The sequence below is a fragment of the Paenibacillus guangzhouensis genome, assembly GCF_009363075.1.
GTDB classification, from domain to species: Bacteria; Bacillota; Bacilli; order Paenibacillales; family Paenibacillaceae; genus Paenibacillus_K; species Paenibacillus_K guangzhouensis.
In genome coordinates, this window is sequence record NZ_CP045293.1 from 5,669,634 (window position 1) to 5,687,291 (window position 17,658).

Annotated in this window: 14 protein-coding genes; 7 read left to right on the forward strand and 7 right to left on the reverse strand. The window is 49.9% G+C overall.

The annotated features are described in order from the left end of the window. Nucleotides 1-126 precede the first annotated feature (126 nt). Genes GCU39_RS25590 through GCU39_RS25605 form a run of 4 tightly spaced genes read left to right on the forward strand, consistent with a single transcriptional unit; the run spans nucleotide 127 to nucleotide 3,380 of the window. On the forward strand, nucleotides 127-510 hold the full coding sequence (locus GCU39_RS25590; RefSeq protein WP_152396045.1) for a GntR family transcriptional regulator: 384 nt from the start codon (nucleotides 127-129) through the stop codon (nucleotides 508-510). Beyond that, nucleotides 507-1,373 carry an ABC transporter ATP-binding protein gene (locus tag GCU39_RS25595; protein ID WP_152396046.1) on the forward strand — a complete coding sequence of 289 codons (867 nt, stop codon included), beginning with the start codon at nucleotides 507-509 and terminating at the stop codon, nucleotides 1,371-1,373. The genes GCU39_RS25590 and GCU39_RS25595 overlap by 4 nt, the downstream gene beginning before the upstream one ends. Continuing rightward, nucleotides 1,366-1,998 carry an ABC-2 transporter permease gene (locus GCU39_RS25600; RefSeq protein WP_152396047.1) on the forward strand — a complete coding sequence of 211 codons (633 nt, stop codon included), beginning with the start codon at nucleotides 1,366-1,368 and terminating at the stop codon, nucleotides 1,996-1,998. The genes GCU39_RS25595 and GCU39_RS25600 overlap by 8 nt, the downstream gene beginning before the upstream one ends. A gap of 5 nt (nucleotides 1,999-2,003) precedes the next feature. After that, nucleotides 2,004-3,380 (forward strand): erythromycin esterase family protein, encoded by a 1,377-nt coding sequence (locus tag GCU39_RS25605; protein ID WP_152396048.1) that lies wholly within the window; start codon nucleotides 2,004-2,006, stop codon nucleotides 3,378-3,380. 60 nt (nucleotides 3,381-3,440) lie between these two features. Here GCU39_RS25605 and GCU39_RS25610 read toward each other — a convergent pair whose 3' ends face one another. The 4 genes from GCU39_RS25610 to GCU39_RS25625 all read right to left on the reverse strand — a co-directional run bounded on the left by GCU39_RS25610 (nucleotide 3,441) and on the right by GCU39_RS25625 (nucleotide 8,223). After that, complete coding sequence (locus tag GCU39_RS25610) at nucleotides 3,441-3,920, reverse strand: SRPBCC family protein (protein WP_152396049.1); 480 nt, start codon at nucleotides 3,918-3,920, stop codon at nucleotides 3,441-3,443. 56 nt (nucleotides 3,921-3,976) lie between these two features. Continuing rightward, nucleotides 3,977-5,287, reverse strand: a complete 1,311-nt coding sequence (locus tag GCU39_RS25615; RefSeq protein ID WP_152396050.1) for a histidine--tRNA ligase — start codon at nucleotides 5,285-5,287, stop codon at nucleotides 3,977-3,979. A 351-nt stretch (nucleotides 5,288-5,638) separates the two neighbouring features. After that, nucleotides 5,639-7,363, reverse strand: a complete 1,725-nt coding sequence (locus GCU39_RS25620) for a methyl-accepting chemotaxis protein (protein ID WP_193726626.1) — start codon at nucleotides 7,361-7,363, stop codon at nucleotides 5,639-5,641. A gap of 275 nt (nucleotides 7,364-7,638) precedes the next feature. Continuing rightward, nucleotides 7,639-8,223, reverse strand: coding sequence for a GNAT family N-acetyltransferase (locus GCU39_RS25625; RefSeq protein ID WP_152396052.1), 585 nt, complete (start codon nucleotides 8,221-8,223; stop codon nucleotides 7,639-7,641). Between the two features lie 118 nt (nucleotides 8,224-8,341). Between GCU39_RS25625 and pdxR the strand changes: the two genes are divergently transcribed. The 3 genes from pdxR to rlmN all read left to right on the forward strand — a co-directional run bounded on the left by pdxR (nucleotide 8,342) and on the right by rlmN (nucleotide 11,485). Then, nucleotides 8,342-9,811 (forward strand): MocR-like pyridoxine biosynthesis transcription factor PdxR, encoded by a 1,470-nt coding sequence (gene pdxR / locus GCU39_RS25630; RefSeq protein ID WP_152396053.1) that lies wholly within the window; start codon nucleotides 8,342-8,344, stop codon nucleotides 9,809-9,811. An 82-nt stretch (nucleotides 9,812-9,893) separates the two neighbouring features. Next, complete coding sequence (gene greA, locus GCU39_RS25635; RefSeq protein ID WP_152396054.1) at nucleotides 9,894-10,373, forward strand: transcription elongation factor GreA; 480 nt, start codon at nucleotides 9,894-9,896, stop codon at nucleotides 10,371-10,373. 29 nt (nucleotides 10,374-10,402) lie between these two features. Next, a complete protein-coding gene (rlmN, locus tag GCU39_RS25640) occupies nucleotides 10,403-11,485 on the forward strand; it encodes a dual-specificity RNA methyltransferase RlmN (protein ID WP_152396055.1) in 1,083 nt (360 codons plus the stop codon). Between the two features lie 86 nt (nucleotides 11,486-11,571). On the opposite strand, the gene GCU39_RS25645 is transcribed toward rlmN, so the two are convergent. From GCU39_RS25645 to GCU39_RS25655, 3 genes are all read right to left on the reverse strand, one after another. Beyond that, a complete protein-coding gene (locus tag GCU39_RS25645) occupies nucleotides 11,572-14,019 on the reverse strand; it encodes a sugar phosphate nucleotidyltransferase (RefSeq protein ID WP_193726627.1) in 2,448 nt (815 codons plus the stop codon). A gap of 83 nt (nucleotides 14,020-14,102) precedes the next feature. Further along, nucleotides 14,103-16,961, reverse strand: coding sequence for a 1,4-alpha-glucan branching protein domain-containing protein (locus tag GCU39_RS25650; protein ID WP_152396057.1), 2,859 nt, complete (start codon nucleotides 16,959-16,961; stop codon nucleotides 14,103-14,105). Continuing rightward, complete coding sequence (locus tag GCU39_RS25655; RefSeq protein ID WP_193726628.1) at nucleotides 16,955-17,629, reverse strand: DUF4912 domain-containing protein; 675 nt, start codon at nucleotides 17,627-17,629, stop codon at nucleotides 16,955-16,957. The genes GCU39_RS25650 and GCU39_RS25655 overlap by 7 nt, the downstream gene beginning before the upstream one ends. Nucleotides 17,630-17,658: the final 29 nt, after the last annotated feature.

A 17,658-nucleotide genomic window follows, 5' to 3' on the forward strand; every position in this document is an offset into this window, starting at 1 on the left:
AAATCCCCATCTTCCAAGAGATGGGGATTTTTTTGCATCCAGGTGTTGACATATTGCGAATATTGTATATAGTATATATATACACTATTTACTTGATGAACACACATCAATGATCGGAGGTAGATAATGAACATCATCATATCTCACGCATCTGAAGATCCGATTTACATCCAGATTGTAAATCAGATTCGACATAGTATATTGAACGGCGAGATGAAGGCCGGAGATAGTCTCCCGTCCATCCGTCAGCTTGCCAAGGATTTGCAAGTGAGTGTGATTACGACGAAGCGCGTGTACGAAGAGCTGGAGAAGGAGAAGTTGATCGACTCGGTCGTCGGCAAAGGCTCATTCGTCTCGGGCGCCAACATGGAGTTCATCCGGGAACAGCGCATGAAGCTGCTCGAGGACAAGATGCTCGAAGTGATCCGGGAGAGCCGTGATCTGAACATGAGCGAGGAAGACGTTATCAATCATTTGAAGTTGTTGTTCGAGGAGGAACAGACATCATGAATGCCATAGAAGTACGTAACTTAAGCAAGTCCTATTCCCAATTTTCCGTTGATAATATATCTCTTGATATCAAGAAAGGTTATATCACGGGTCTGATCGGACCGAACGGCGCAGGGAAGAGCACGCTGATCAAGATGATGCTCGGCATCGTTCGTCCGTCGGCGGGAAGTATCCGCATGCTCGGCGCTGAGATGCCAAGCGAGGAGATTACGATTAAGCAAAGCGTAGGGATTGTCTCCGATGATTGTTTCTATTACGAGCACTTATCTCTGAAGGATATGAAGAAAGTGATCGCACCTTTCTACACGAAATGGAATGAAGCGAAATTCAACCGATATATGGAGCAGTTCGAGTTGTCTCCGATGAAGAAGATCAAAGAGTTGTCCAAAGGGATGAAGATCAAGTTCGCCCTGGCGATTGCCTTGTCGCATGAGGCTGAGCTGCTCATTATGGATGAGCCTACCTCGGGACTTGATCCCGTATTCCGCAGAGAGCTATTGGATCTGCTGGCTGAAATCATGCAGGATGAGCGGAATACGATTCTATTCTCGACGCATATCACGACTGATCTGGATCGTATTGCAGATTACATTGCCTTCGTTAACCGCGGCAAGCTTGTGTTCAACGATGTGAAAGACGATGTATTGGACCGTTATGCGATCGTCAAAGGCAGCCAAGACCTGCTCGATGCAGATATTCGGGCCAAATTCATCGGTCTTCGCGAGACATCGGTAGGGTTCGAAGGACTTGTTGACGATCGCAAGCAAGCCCAAGAGCTGTTCGGCAGTTATGCCATCCTTGAAACACCGTCGTTAGAAGACATCATGTACTACACCGCTAAGGGAGGTCCTATCTATGCTTAACCTGATTCGTAAAGATTTCATCGTCATGAAGAGTTCGTTAGGACTTATCCCTCTCTATTTCGTGATTTTTAGCATGGTTCTCATATCCAATACGATGTCAGCTTACTTCCTGGTCGCTGTCTATACGGCTTTCACCACGTTGATGATGAGCACGGGTGCGGATGTGAAGAACGATAATCATGCATTTCTCATTACGATGCCGATGAACCGGGCGCAAATGGTGAAGTCAAAGTATGTCACAGCGGTTCTGTATACGGGAGTTGCAGCGATTGCTTGCTATATTTTCTACACTATAGTTCGTTACGTGAAGCCAAGTCTGGGCATGCCCGCTTATTCGATGGGACAATTCCTGGCATCGATCGGAATTTCATTGGTGTTCGTCTCCATCTACTTGCCGCTGTTCTACTGGCTTAGCAAAAAAGGCATGGCGATCATCAACATGGTCTTCATGATTATACTGATTGGACTAACGCCATTTATAAACATTGGGACGTACCTGATGCATAAACAGAATGCCGGTTCAATCGACAATATGAGCGTTGTGCTTATCGGATTAGGCGTCGTGCTTCTATTCATTGCTTCCTACTTCTTAGCTAAATACTTGTTCAACAGAAAGGATTTATAATTACGATGAAAACATCATTTGCAAACATCATGAAATTTACGGCGATTTGCGCCATGGTTACATCGATTGGTCTTACTTCCACGTTCGGTTCAGCATCCGCAGCTCCAGCAGCGAAGCCGCTGCCTGTGAAGGCCAATGCCATTCAGACAATTGAATTTAAGACGGATGACAAGTTCGAAGACCTGAAATTTCTCAAGAAAGCAATTGGCGATAAACGAATCGTCATGCTCGGCGAGAGTTCGCACGGTGCGGCGGAGTTCAATAAGTCAAAAGCGAGAATGGTGCAATTTTTACATAAAGAAATGGGCTTTAACGTCCTTGCCTTCGAATCGGGACTCGGGGACGCGAGCGGTACTTATGCAGGGATCTCGAAGCTGACAGCTGAAGAAACACTGCGCAAATCGATCTATCCGGTATGGCATGCGAAGGAAATGGTACCGCTGTACGATTATATTAAGCAGCAATCGACGACGAAGCAGCCTTTGATCCTGACGGGATTCGATATGCAGCCAAATGGTGCTTTCGGCCGGTTCATGGAAACATGGTTCGCGCCAATCGATAAAGCATTTGCGGAAGAAGCAAAGACGCTTGAGAACAAGCTAACCGATATCTATTTCAACATCGATTGGGATCAAAAGGATTGGGATAAAGACTATGCATATGTGCTGGACGGTTATACGAAAATCCAGAAGTTTATAGCAGCGCACGAAGCGGAATTGCAGAAAGATTTCCCGAATGATAAGACGATTCTGCCAATTATGAAACGTGTCATCTCGGATCGCATCTATATGATTCAGAATGTACTTAAGGCACAAGTAGCTTACAACAATCTCACGGTGGAGAATTATGTGGTCTCGACGAGCCTGCGCGAGAATGTCGCTTACCTGCGTGATGAGATGATGGCGAACACGTTAACATGGCTGGTGGACCATGTCTACAAGGATCAGAAAGTCATCGTATGGGGCCATAACTATCACCTTCGGAAGAACAATTCCGTGATGGCTTCGCCGGTTCAGCTTCACCTGTACGAAGGCGGTTCGGTACCGAACATGGGGGAACTGATGTCTTCGCGCTTGAAACAGCAATCATACACGATCGGTCTATTCATGTACGGAGGGGCAACAGGAGCGAATAATGATGGGTCAGCAATGCCAGTGAACGCGGAGATGGGTCCGAATAGCTTGGAGACGATCTTGAAAGGCGCAGGGAAACCGTACGCATTCTTTGATCTAACTTCAGCAGACAACAAGGAATGGAAGAATAGTATGCATACCGGCCTGTATTGGGGCATGCTCGAAGAGCCGTTCGTGCCAAGCGAGCAGTATGATGGGATATTATTTATCGAGAAGACGACACCGTCGGCATATTTACCGAAGAAATAATACAAGGAGCCCCGCTTCGTTACGAAGTCGGGGCTTTCATATGTCATGCTGCATGGTAATCTACTTCATGATCGCGTCCATGGCTTCTTTATATTGTTCGTACAGCGGCTTCCATACTTTCTCACGTGACCCGAAGTTTCGTCCATCCAGCAGGGATGCAATGACGTCGAGGCAGACATGCCATCCGGCGAGGTCTCTCGGCGTATGTGGCGTTGGCCGTTGAATCGTCTCCTTCATCACGAGCAGGCAGCCTTCCTGCGCAGGATACAATTCGAATCGAACAGCATCTTCACCCCACGTGAACGCTAGTACGGCGTTATGCTCGAGTGAGGTAATTGTCATTTCCTCAAATGTACCGTTCTGCATGTCGAATAGGATTCGCCCGCCTTCGCGAAGGGAGTCTACGCGCAGCTCAGAGAACCATTGCTGCAACTTCTCGTTGTCGGTCAAATAAGCCCATACGGCTTCAACGGGATGCAGTAAATGGCGGCGGAATTCTGCAATGTAGCCTTCTCCAGCGGGTTTAATGATTGCTAGCATGTCTCATTCCTCCTTCATAACATTCCTATGATTGATTGTATACTACGCTAAGATGATCATGCCATACCGAAAATTCGAGCGTCTAGATTGTGTTCGATGCGGTAGAGGGCTTCGTCTGGCGTGACGACGGATTCGGTCATTTCCTGCATGTCTTTGAGGCGCACCTTCCCGGCACGTGCTTCATCTTCACCCATCAATAGGACGTAGCGAATGCCTTGGGATGAAGCCGACGCGAGTGATTTCTTCAACTTGCGCTTCATGAACTCAGTTCGAGTACGAATGCCGTTCGATCGAAGCTCGGCTGCGATTTTTAATGCCTCATGAGCGGTATCCCCAATGGGGATGATGAGCACGGCGGCGGTCGGTACAACGGGATTCACGCGATGCTGAATCAGCTCCATGATCGATTCCATCCCAAAAGAAAGCCCCACCGTAGGATAGTCCATGTCATTCTGCCCGATGAGCTGACCGATGATCGCATCGTACCTCCCTCCAGCACCTAAGCTTGAGGGGTATGACAGGGTTGCGTCGTAAATCTCATAGACCGTGCCGGTGTAGAACGATAGGCCCCGGGAAAGGAAAGGGTCGAAAGGGCATTCTTGCGATAGTCCCAGCGATTGGATGAGGGATTGTAGAGCTTGGACTTCCATCGTCCCAGGGCGTTCTTCAAGTCCTTCGTACCTCGAACATACTTCGTCAAAGGTGCTGTTCTTCATCGCAGCGAATGCAAGGATCGCATCGATCACCTGTGAGTTCAGTCCCTTGGTATTCAGCTCTTCCTGTATGCCGGTCAGGCCGATTTTCTCGATTTTGTCGAGCGTCAGCATCACCGAGAGCATTTCCTGGGAGGGCACGCCTATGGATTCAAGTAGTTCCCCTAGAAACCGCCGATTATTCCATCGTATCTTCACCGGGATATCCAACCTGCGGAACGCTTCAATCGCAAGCTGCATCAATTCTGCCTCAGCCTCGGGGCCTTGAATGCCCACCACATCGACATCGCACTGTTGAAACTCACGCAGACGTCCACGTTTTACCGGGCCATCGCGGAAGACTTTACCCATTTCATATCGTTTGATCGGCAGACTAATACTTGGATTCATGGCGATCAGCTTCGCAAAAGGGATGGTTAAATCATATCGTAGTCCCAGCTGCCGCATCCCTTGGTCTGTGAGTTGATACATTTCCTTGATGATTTCATTCCCGCCTGCATATTTCGATGTCAATAGCTCGAGTTCATTCAGAATGGTCGTATTCGTGCCTTCGAAATCATACAGTTCAAACACGTCCTGAAGTGTGACTTGAATGTTGTGCCGAAGCGCTTGCTCTTGTCCCCAGAAATCATAAGTTCCTTTTACGTTTTGCATGATCTTCAATCCCTTCTCTGATCGATAAAATAAAAAACGCGCCGGACCCATAGGTCCTGCGCGCTTCGATATGCCGCAGGTGGGCCAACGCGAATAGCGTTAGCCCACCCTGAAATTTCGATCAGGTGTGCTAACGCCGTTTGTAATGATGAAGTTGACTATTCCATTGGATCGTAACCATGGTGATGATCTCCTTCAGAACGTGATTTAGAACGATTATAGAGGATTCGCCACAGACATTCAAGGGCTGTTTTCATCGTCCGCTAACCCGGCAATGAGAACAGCCCTCTGATTCTAACCTTATTATCTCTTTAGTTTATATTTTATATAGATGTTCTCCTCAAAAGAAAGTTATTCTTCCAGCTTGAACTTCTTCACTTCCTGATCCAGCTCAATGACCATATCGCGCAGGGTAGAAGCGGAGCTCGAGATCTCTTGCATCATGGCCATCTGTTCCTCGGAGGAAGCGGCTACGCTTTGCGAGTTCTGTGACGCGTTCTGGCCGATGCGGGCAAGCTCATCAAGGGATGCAGCCACCTGCTCACTGCTCGCCGACATCTGCTCTGCGGCTGCGGACACCTCGTGCACCTGCTCATTGACGCTCTGCAAGGCACCGACGATGCCTTCGAAAGTCTCGCCTGCGCTATTCACCGCGCGTGCGCCGTGTTCGACCTGTTCCATACTGGTGTTCATGGCCGCCGATGCTTGATCAATGTTCGACGCAATGTCGTTCAACAAGACAGATATCTGCTGCGATGAGTTGTGTGATAAATCTGCGAGCTTACGTACCTCTAGCGCAACGACAGCGAAGCCTTTGCCATGCTCCCCGACTCTAGCCGCTTCAATCGAAGCATTCAGTGCCAAGAGGTTCGTCTGGCCCGCAATGTTCGTAATGGTCGATAGGATGTGTTCTATCTCCTGGGACTGCTGCTGTAAGTTCGCGAGCATGTCCACCGTATGGGAGACGGATTGGTGAATTTCTTTCATTTCATGAACGGATTGGCGGATGATCGTATTCCCTTGCTCGGCATTTCCGCTGACTTCGCGCGCATAATCGGACAACCGGGAAGACGATTCCGCGATGCGCTGAATGCCCGTGGCCATTTCCTCCATCGCGATCTGGCTCTCCATTGCGGATTGCATTTGCGTCTCGGAGCCCGAAGCCACCTCTTGAATGGAGCCGGCAATCTCTTCAGTCGCGCGAGAGGTCTGCTCTGCACTCATCGTTAATACCTTAGAAGACGTCGCGACGTTCTCTGCCGTCACCTGGACATTCTGAATCAGCTGTCTGATATTGTGAATCATGGTATTAAAGTTGGCGGACAGAATCCCAACTTCGTCTTGATTGTGGACCGGTATGTTTACGGCAAGATCTCCGTCCGCGACGCGCATGCTCAGCTCGGACAGTTTTCGAATCGGCCGCAAGGTAGCGCGCACCAAGAAGATCATCAAGATGATGAAGGCGAACACAACAGATAAGGCAATGGACAACGTCTGAACGAGCATATTGCTCTGACGTTCTTTGAGCACGGTATATTTGAAATCGACGCCGAAGATCGCAACCCGTTTCCCGTTCGCATCGGTTATAGCGCTGATAATACTAACCCATTCGCCATTTTCATCTTCGTATACTTCGGACATGGCGTAGCCTTCCTTTTCCAACTTGTCAAGGGCTTCGGCAAATGCACCCTTAGCTTCATAAGGATCGCCTGGCTTGAGATTCATATCATATAGCGCTTGATTCCCAAGAAGCATCGTGATCTTCTTGTTATCTCCGTTCTTCGCTATATCAGGCAAATAAATGTAGCTGTTCGATATCAATTGATTCTGGTCCATGCTGTTCAACTGCCGCTGAAGACTTTGGATGCCGGCGTCTGTATTGAATGCCTCGGTACCGACTAATTTTTTGGCTTTCTCGATTGCTCCGATATTCTGAGAAACCACATTATGCAGCGTCCATTCCATCGTGAGAATCTCATCCGTCTGCTGACCCCTTAATTGGAAGTAGGAGGTGACGGTAAGAATGCTCTCTAATAGGAAAAATAGCACCGCAAGCACCACACTTGATTTGAACACTAGACTTTTTCTGTTGACCCAATTTTTCCTTTTCACACGAAGCCCCCCAATACATGCTAAGAAGTTCAAGACGTCATTTCAGGTGAAGCCAAATCGCAAAAATGTGATTATTTATTTATCGTCATTTATCCTATCGAACTTTAAGGATTTTTTGTAAAAACCGGAGTTATGTACGAGGGCGGATCAACAATGTGGAAGGCGTGGAAAATCATGAGATTACGCACAAAAAAACAGGACGTTAACGTCCTGTTTTCTGCTTGTTGTTAAGGTTCTGGCTATGCTGTGGTGTGGTTCAAATACCGCTCACTATACTCATGCTCCAGCATGCTCATCAAGATCGCATCATGGTACTGGTGATTGTAGAATACCGCATCCCGTTGAATACCTTCCTGCTGGAAGCCAAGTTTCCGATACACATGCTGAGCGCGTTCATTATAGGCATACACATTCAGCTCAATGCGGTGCAAATTCTGGACGCCAAAGCCGTAATCGAGGAGAAGGCGGATCGCTTCGGATCCATAGCCTCGTCCTTGATGACGCGCTGCACTGATCGCAATGCGAAGATTGGCGCTGCGGTTCGTGCTTGAGATGTCTTGTAGAGCGATATCGCCAACAATCTCATCGGTGTCCGTTTCCGCAATGAGAAGTAGAATGCTGGATGAATCTTGGGATTTGCTATCGATATATCGCTCAATCTGTTCTCTTGTGAAATGCTGCTGTGTTCCGGTTAGTCGCAGCATATCCGCATCGTGCAGCAATTGATAGTATACTTCCGTATCTTCATTATTCAGCGGACGTAAGTAGACCTGTTGGCCTGTTAGAAATCGGACAGGGCGATTGGCCGGGGTGTTATGGCTCATGAGATGTTCCTCCTGATTCGCTTCATCGTGTTATGGTGATGTACATAACGTATCGTAAATCTGTATACTTGAGAATATGCAGATTTGAATAATTTTGAAGGACAGATTGAGGTGCAAGATGTATAAGGTCACCCTATCTCTATCGAAGCTGGACCCCGATGCGAAGGCTCCACAGTATGCGCAATTATATGAACAATTGAAGTTAGCCATCACCGATGGAGAATTGGCGGAGCATATGCGGATGCCGTCCATTCGCTCTTTCGCTGGAACACTTGGTGTCAGTACGACGACGGTTGAGCTAGCCTATAGTCAGCTGGTTGCCGAAGGGTTCTTGGATAGTCGGCCCAAACGCGGATATTACGTACAGAAGCTCCCAGAACCTTACTGGCAAACGGGAGGTAGTGAGCAGGATGGAGAGGCAGCCACCATCACGTCTATTCCCCGAGCTGCGCCGATGAGAGACAATCTGGCGTATCGGTATGATTTCCATCTCTCGAAGAATGATCTCGAGGTATTTCCGTTTGCGTTATGGCGCCGGCTATCCAATCAAGTGCTCCGACAGGACCATCAGGACCTGCTGTTCTATGGCGACCCGCAAGGAGAATACGGGCTTCGCGTTCAGATTAGTCAATATCTCCGTCAGTTCCGCGGCTGCGTGTGTACGCCGGAACAGGTGGTCATTGGTTCAAGCCAGCATCAGCTTTTAACATTAATATGCCATCTGTTGAAAGGGCAGTTGCTGCATATTGGGGTGGAAAATCCGGGTTATCTGCTGCATGCGGAGACATTTCGGCAGCAAGGGCTTCACGTGTGCCCGATCCCGGTGCAGGATAACGGCATTCAAGTGGAAGAAGTCTATGCCGCTCATGTGCAGGCGGTCTGCGTGTCCCCCTCTCATCAATATCCGAGGGGGATCGTCATGCCGATCGCGAAGCGTCTTCAGCTGCTGGAATGGGCAGAGCGTGTGAAGGGATATATTATTGAAGATGACTACGATGGAGAATTCCGGTATCATGGCCGTGTGATTCCATCTCTCCAGGGCCTGCAGGGCGGGCATCGCGTGATCTATTTAGGCGGCTTCTCGCAGGTGCTGGCCCCGTCGCTCTGCATCCATTACATGGTGCTTCCGCCCGATTTGATCGGCGTCTATCAGCAGATGGAGCATCAGATGCTGCTCGAGCAGTCTGCTTCGCGCATTCACCAATGCACCTTGCAGTTGTTTATGGAGCGTGGGCACTTGGAGAAACATATCCGCAAAATGCGTAAACGATACGGCCTGAAGCATGATCTCTTAATTCAATCCATTCAGGCTGTGTTCGGGGAGAAGGCGGTCATCATCGGCAAGGATGCGGGGTTCCACATCCTGTTGCGTATCGAGCATCCACTATCGGAGCATGAACTTGTCCTGCGCGCGAGAGAAGCGGGGGTACGTGTCGCTTCTGCTGCCCATACGTGGCTCACGCCTACATCGTATTCGTACCGGGAATTTTTTATCGGCTTCGGGGGTATTGAGCAGGAGCGGATTGAGCCTGGAATCAAGCGTTTATACGATATATGGTATTCCGATCAAGGGGAAGCGAGGGCGTAGCGGTGAGAAAATTCATTTCCATTTCGCATATTGCCCACATATAGGGTAGAATTGATATTAAAATATTTTAGGAGTTGTCGAGATGTCGAACGAAGAAGTGATTTTGACCCCGGAGGGTCTGGCGCAACTGCAAGCGGAATTGGATGATCTGAAATATGTGAAGCGTAAAGAGATCGCTAACCGGATTAAAATCGCGCTCAGTTACGGGGATCTGAAAGAGAATAGCGAATATCACGCGGCCAAGGATGATCAAGCGTTCATGGAGACGCGCATCCAGGTACTCGAGAGCAAGCTGAAGCGATCGCGTGTCGTGGACACGAGCAGTCTGGATCATTCCCAGGTCAACATTGGCTCAACCGTTGTCCTCTATGATCGCGATTTCGCCGAGAAGGTAGAGTATAAGATCGTAGGCGCGGAAGAGGCGGACGTGTTAGAGAATAAAATATCGTATGAAAGCCCGCTAGGAAAGGCGCTTCTCGGAGCCAAGGTAGGCGACTTGGTTAAGGTTGACGCACCGATGGGTGAAATAAGTTATGAGGTACTTGAGATTAAAATGGTCTAATGGATGACCGCTTGAAAAGAGGATAAGGCATGAATAAAGCATCCATCTATGGATTAACACGAGATCAACTGGCAGCTTGGCTGCTTGAGCGCGGGCATAAGAAATCGAGGGCTCTTCAGGTCTGGGATTGGCTCTATCGGCAACGGGTGAAGGCGTTCGACGCGATGGAAGATGTAAACCCGGAATGCATCGCATTGTTGTCCGAGCATTTTGCCATTGAGACCTTAGCGGAGCATTTGAAGCAGGAATCGACGGATGGAACGATTAAGTTTCTGTTCCGACTCGAGGATGGCAATCTCATCGAGACGGTCTTGATGCGCCATAAATTCGGTTTGTCGGTCTGCGTCACGACGCAGGTCGGGTGCAATATCGGCTGCAGCTTCTGTGCGAGCGGGTTGCTCGCGAAGAGCCGCGATCTCACGAGCGGTGAGATTGTCGGTCAGATTATGAAGGTACAGCATCACCTGGATGCGAGAGGGCAGGGAGAACGCGTTACGCATATCGTCGTGATGGGCATTGGCGAGCCGTTCGATAACTTCACGAATATGTCCGATTTCATCAATGTCGTGAAGGATGCGAAAGGTCTTGCGATTGGTCCGAAGCATATTACGGTATCCACAAGTGGTCTAGCGAACAAAATCGAAGAATTCGCGGATTCCGATTTACAGGTGAACCTCGCCATATCGCTGCATGCACCGAATAATGAGCTGCGGACACGGATCATGAAGATCAATAAGGCCATTCCAATTGAGCGCTTAATGCAGGCAATTGATTATTACTTGGAGAAGTCCAACCGCCGCATTACGCTCGAATACATCCTGCTGAAGGATGTGAATGACGGTCTGGCGCAGGCGAATGAGCTTGCAGAACTTATTGAGGCACGTCCGCGTCTGAAGAAGATGGCGAATGTGAATCTGATCCCATATAACCCGGTAGACGAGCATAGTCAGTACCAGCGAAGCGAACAGGCGTCCATACGGGCATTCTACGATGTGATGAAGAAGAACGGCATCAGCGTCAGCGTACGTCTGGAGCACGGGTCGGATATCGATGCGGCTTGCGGACAGCTGCGGAGCAAGCAGATGAACAAAGATCGCACGGAAGTGGGTTAATTCAATCGTCACATCCCATTCCCTGGGAAATAAAGCACGGAACAGAGCACCATCTTCCCCGAGAGAGGAGATGGTGCTCTGTCGTGTTATTGAACAGCGACCGAGACCGGTCTTGCTAAGATACGTTGTCGATAATCATGGATTTTCTGGGCATAGGTCATGGCCAGTTTCTTCGCGGTCTGAAGATTCCCCGCATTCGCGAACACTTGGAACATCGGCTCCTCGCTATCAGGCAGAATCAAGGTCCAGCCTTCGTCGTGGAAGATTTTGATCCCATCGATGAGCTCGACTTGCTTGCCCTTGGTCTCTTCCATTAGGAAACGCATGACTTTGCCTTTGTCAGCCCACGGACACTCGACTTTCTCCTTCAAGAGGGTGAAGTCAGGGATGGAATCCACGAGTTGGGATAGACGCAAGTTTTTGTCGGCCATCAGTTGCATCAAATGCACCAGCGTATAGAGTCCGTCACTGTAGATATGAAATCCTTGATTCTGGCAGCCTTCCATGATGGAACGTGAATCTGCCTTAGTACGAATGACCAAGCGACCCATCTGCGCAGCGAGAATCTCAGCACTGTGGGAGATGTTCACAGGAACAAGGAGCTCCGGCTGATCGTTATGGTTCAACTGGATCATGATCTGCAGGATCGACAGCAACGATTCCGAGATGACTTCGCCTTGCTCGGTCACGACATCGATGTGCTGCCCATTCGCATCTAATCGGATGCCGAAATCCGCCTTGCTCGAAGTAACCCAGCTTGCGAGCTCATCCGGGGAAGAGGTGACGCGATTGAGTTGAATCACTTTACAGCCGAGAATCTCTAGCAACTCTGGAATGATTTGTTGGAGATTCCGGTAATCATACTCGAGTACGACCGTGTAGCCTTGCGACTCAATCGCGTGGTTCTCAATGAGCGAGAGGAGGTGCTCGCGATATTGCAGGCGCACGTTCGGCGCGGTTCTTGCCCGCCCGACTTTGCTCGGACGAATGAGACGGCTGTCCTCTTGGACATAGGCATTTTCGATCTTACGTTCTGCGCCCTTGCTGAGCGGCAGCCCGGCACTATCGAGGAATTCGATGACGAATTGATTGTCGCCGCTCTCGGTAAGGGAGCGGATATGAATGCCGCCGGCGCAATCCGAATGATGGACAGCGTGCCGTGATACGGATGAAGTCATCGAGCCGAAATGATACGTATGGATGCCTGAAGCATGCATGCCGGATAGGAATACATTCGCGATCAACGCAGCAAATGGCGAAGAATCATGGCTGACGCCCACGACGCTGCCAGCAGGAATCGTTGTTCCATAGGCTAGCGCGAGTCGATTGGCGAAGTTGGTCGTCAGATCGACATTGCATGTGCCGTTCACGCCGGATTGTCCGAATAGATTTTTGGATAGGCGATCGCCGCGGATGAAGGAATGCTTGACGGTCGTGTGGTGATCGATAATTTTATTCGGGAAAATTTTGACTCCCGGCTGAATAATACTCTTCGTTCCAATCTGGCAGCTGTCACCGACAATGGCTTCTTCGTGAACGATGGAACCCGATTGAACAATAACATTCTGGCATAGGGTCGCGCCCCGGACTTCCGCGCCGAGTGCAATTAAGTTATTCCGCCATAGGACAGCGCGTTCCAGCGTTGTATGGCGGCCGAGAATGGAGCCTTCGCCGATAATGGTATAAGGCTCGAGCGTAACATGCGGCTCCAGTATGCAGTCAGAGCCAATGAAGCAAGGAGACTGTAGAATGACGTCCTGGTCGATCTTCACATGCTCACCCGTCCAGATTCCCGGAGCAATCTCAATGCCTGGCAAGGCGATATTCACTTTCCGATCGAGCATATCGAACTGCGTCTCGCGATATTGCGTCAGATTGCCGATATCCGACCAATAACCATCCGCGACGTAAGCATATAGCGGTTGATTCTGTGCCATGAGCAGCGGGAAAAGGTCTTGACTGAAATCGAACACTTGCCCGCTCTCGAAGTAGTTGAACACGTCAGTCTCCAGAATATAAATGCCCGTATTCACCGTATCGCTGAAGACTTCGCCCCAGCTCGGTTTCTCTAGGAATCGAATGATCTGGCCATCATCATCGGTCATTACCACGCCGAATTCCAGTGGGCTGTCGACATGAGTTAAGATGAGTGTTCCGATAGAACCTTTGTGGCGATGGTATTCGATGGCTTGCGTTAGATTGAAGTCCGTCAGAGCATCGCCGCTGATGACGATGAAGGTCTCATCAAGGAATTCTTCCGCGTTCTTCACGCTGCCAGCCGTACCTAAGGGGCTATCTTCTTCAAAATAGTGCAGCTGTACGCCAAAATCGGAGCCGTCTCCGAAATAAGAGCGAATCATTTCAGGAAGATATTGAACCGTTACAGCAATCTCGGTGATCCCATGCTGCTTAAGCAGTTCTATGGTATATTCCATTACAGGACGGTCTAATAAAGGTACCATCGGTTTTGGTGTGTTACTGGTTAGCGGGCGCAGACGCGTCCCTTTGCCTCCTGCCATAATAACTGCTTTCATTTTCATTCCTCCTGTTCATTTATATACAAAGCCGAATGGCTTAAACGTCTTAAGGGTAACGACGAACCTGGCTTTACGCGTTGTTATTCACAATTCTCATCTTCGGTTGCTGCGACTTCTTGGTACGAGAGCTGGTCGAACTCACGATGCAGCGTACGATGATACGTATGGATCGTCTGCCGAGCAATGTGTTCCCAGTTATACGCGGTCGCGATTTTATAGGCGGCTTGCTGGGCCATTTCTAGTGCCATTTCTGGGTTCTGCAGCATTTGAATGACATGCGTCGCGAGCGATTGCACATCCCCAGGAAGGACGGTATAACCATCCTCTCCGTAGTTCACGATCTCCTGCAGGCCGCCTGTGCCAGAGACGATGATCGGCGTACCAGCCGCCATCGCTTCGAGCGCGACGATGCCGAACGGCTCATACAGGCTTGGGAAGATGGCGGTAGACGCCATCTGGAACAATTGGTTCCGCGTGGTATCATCCACGAAGCCTGTGAAGAGAACGTGATGCTCCACGTTCATCTGTCTTGCCTGAGCCTGCAGCTCTTCCATGGCAGGGCCCTTGCCGCTGATGATGAATTTCGTATTCGGACAGCTCGCCAGTATGGCAGGGATGCTGCTGAGCAGAATGTGTACACCCTTCTCGCGAACGAGTCTGCCGACGAAATAGACGATTTGTTCATCTGGTCTTGCGTACTGCGATCTTAGGGAAGCATTCATCTCTGCCGGCTCGAGGAGATGCGTATCGACGCCATTCGGAATCGTATCCAGCTTGTCGGCAGGCAGCCCAAAGAGGCGAAGGAGCTCATCCTCCATATAACGACTGCATCCAATCATGCGCCATGCTTCGTAGGTCAGCTTCCATTCAAGATGGTGGATGCGCTGTTGAAGCTCGCTATAGATCCCTTGATTGCGTCCATGTTCCGTCGCATGGATCGTGGCGACGAGCGGCAGGTTGAATTGATGCTTCAGCGCAGTTGCGGCCTGACAGACAAGCCAATCATGCGCATGGATCAGATCAAATGGGCCGTAATGGGCAATCAGCGGCTTGCAGTAGTCCGTCATTGCCAGGTTCAATTGGAATACCCATTCCATGAAGCTGAGGTCATGGGACTGATATGTTCTGACACGATGCACATGTACGCCTTGATTCACTTCGTACGACGGGTAGCCGTCGACATGCGAAGTAATGACATGGACCTCCATGCCCTGCTTCGTCAGGCTGCGTGCGAGATCATATACATGCCTTGATAATCCGCCGACCGTCATCGGCGGGAATTCCCAAGATAGCATAAGTATTCTGAGCCCATTCCGAGCGGGCTGTACTTCCTGCTCAGATTCAGCCGAAGCTGTCGGATAGGAACGGTAGATGCGGTAATCGAGCCTAGGGAAGATATCATCCCGGCGTTCCACTTCCTGCAGCCAAACTTCCTCGAGTGTCCCCTGGCGAAGTGCGCGATAGAGCTTCTGGAATCGGTTCATATGATTTTGCGTTCGCTTCACCGCATAAGGCACCATCGTCTTGTTATCCATAATGAACGCCCAGTCGCTGCTCTCCGCGAGCATCAGCTGCTTCGCAGCTTGGTTCAGTGCTCGCTCCTCGAGATCGGTTGGATTCGGAAAATGATCCGCGAGCTCGATCATCTGTTCCTCCATCCGGTGGAGATGGCGGTAGATCCAAGCGTTATCTTGCCCGAGCCACACTTCCCCGTACCCGGCACGGCCCCAGCTGGAGAACGCTAGGTGACATTGTTCATTCTCGTGATACTCGTGCAAATATTCGGCAGGTGTAATCATCTGAAGAGTCTGGCCGTGATCATGTACCTTGCGACACAAGTGATCGATGAATCGAGGCCCCTCGTACCACCAGTGGCCGAACAGTTCGGCGTCATAAGAAGCGATTATGATCGGTTTGCGATCCATGTGCGCAGCGAGATGCTCCACTTGCCTCTCCCGATTAAAGAAGAAATTGCCTGCATGATCGGAAGCTTTTGCTTCCGCCCATGAGGGGCGGTAGGGCTCTTTGTGCCCGTCTTGCCCTGTGATGCGGTAGTATTTGATGCCGGTATGCAGTCGGACGCCTGTTTTATGTAAATAAGGCTTAATATAGTCGTAGTTCAGGTCATAGCCGATATCACGGTAATATTCGCGATAATCATAGTCGCCAGGGTAGCCCTCGAGCGAGCTCCATACTTGCTTGGAAGTCTCTTGATCTCTCGCAAATGCCGCTACGCCATGCGGGGTAATGACAGGAGCATAGACACCGCGCCGCGGCTTCGGATTGGCGTGATTCAAGCTGTGTGTATCCGTGAAGAAGAAGTCGATCCCATAATCCTTGAGAATGCGGTCTAATCCTTCTTTCATGCCACATTCGGGCAGCCAGATGCCGCGGGGACTTCGTCCGAGCATGGCGGTATGTACCGTGACGGCATTCTCAATCTGTGCGCGAATGGCTTGCTCCGTATTGACATAAGGCAGGAAGGCATGCGTCGCAGCAGAAGTGATCAGTTCAAGATTCCCTGCATCTTGAAATTTGCGGTAACCGTCAATAATTCTACCCTGATATGTCGTGATGAATAGATCTTTGATGTGCTGGAATTGTTCGAGGTATTGGACGGCAAGGGGATGGAAGGCATCGTCGCCTTGGGTCCGTTCGCACTCGCTTGCGGCGAGCTCAATCAAATTGTTGAGATAGCTGAGGTAGCGTTCTTGGAGTAGTGGACTTGCTAACATGGAGAGTAACGTTGGCGTTAACGACATCGTGATGCGGAAGTCGATCCCGTCACGGACCAGTCCTTCGAATACATCCAGCTGAGGAAGATAAGTCTCCGTCATCGCTTCGAATAGCCAACGCTCTTCGATATAATCTTCACTCTCAGGATGGTGTACGAAAGGCAGATGCGCATGCAGCACAAGGGATAAATAACCTTTTACCATGACTTGTTCACTCCTTCCTCTGATGGTTCTGCTGCTGACGCAGTCAGGGAGTAGCCTGTAAAAGCGTTTTGCCATTCCGGTGTTGGGACTGGTCTAGCGAGTTCCAGAGTCACCGGGTGATATTCCGTCCAAGAGCTCTCATCTTGCGGCGGAAGTGTTACTGTATTCGAACGAAGGAGCGTTACAAATCTCCCATCGAGGGTTGTTGTTCCGTAATCTACAATATAAGTACAGTTCGGTTCCATGCCCATGACGAACCAATTGTCCGCATCTCCATGAAGCGCGATGTCTGTGTGGCGATTCCAATGATCGCCGCTGAAATCCAGACACGTGATGTCGTACACGCGCAGGAATTTAGGCAGATGGTGAAAGGCGGTGTGAAAATGCTCTTCGGTCATTTGCTTCCGCTGGCCCGTGATATCCCAATAGACGTAGAGCGAGGAAGGATCTCTTGGCATGATCGTGATGTGATCGAAGATCACGTCACTTGCTTGTAAGTGTGCGTCGTCAATCTCGGGAGAACACGGTGCGACGGTCTGTACGGCCGCATCGATTTGCTGCGCTGCCTTGTTGCGCTCCTTGCTCAAGTGATAGTTCAGCTTGCTGTAGGATACGCCAAGCTGTTCTGCAATTTCTTTACGCGTTCGTCCTTCTTCTAGTAATCGCATTATGTTTACAATATCCAATGAACTTGCCC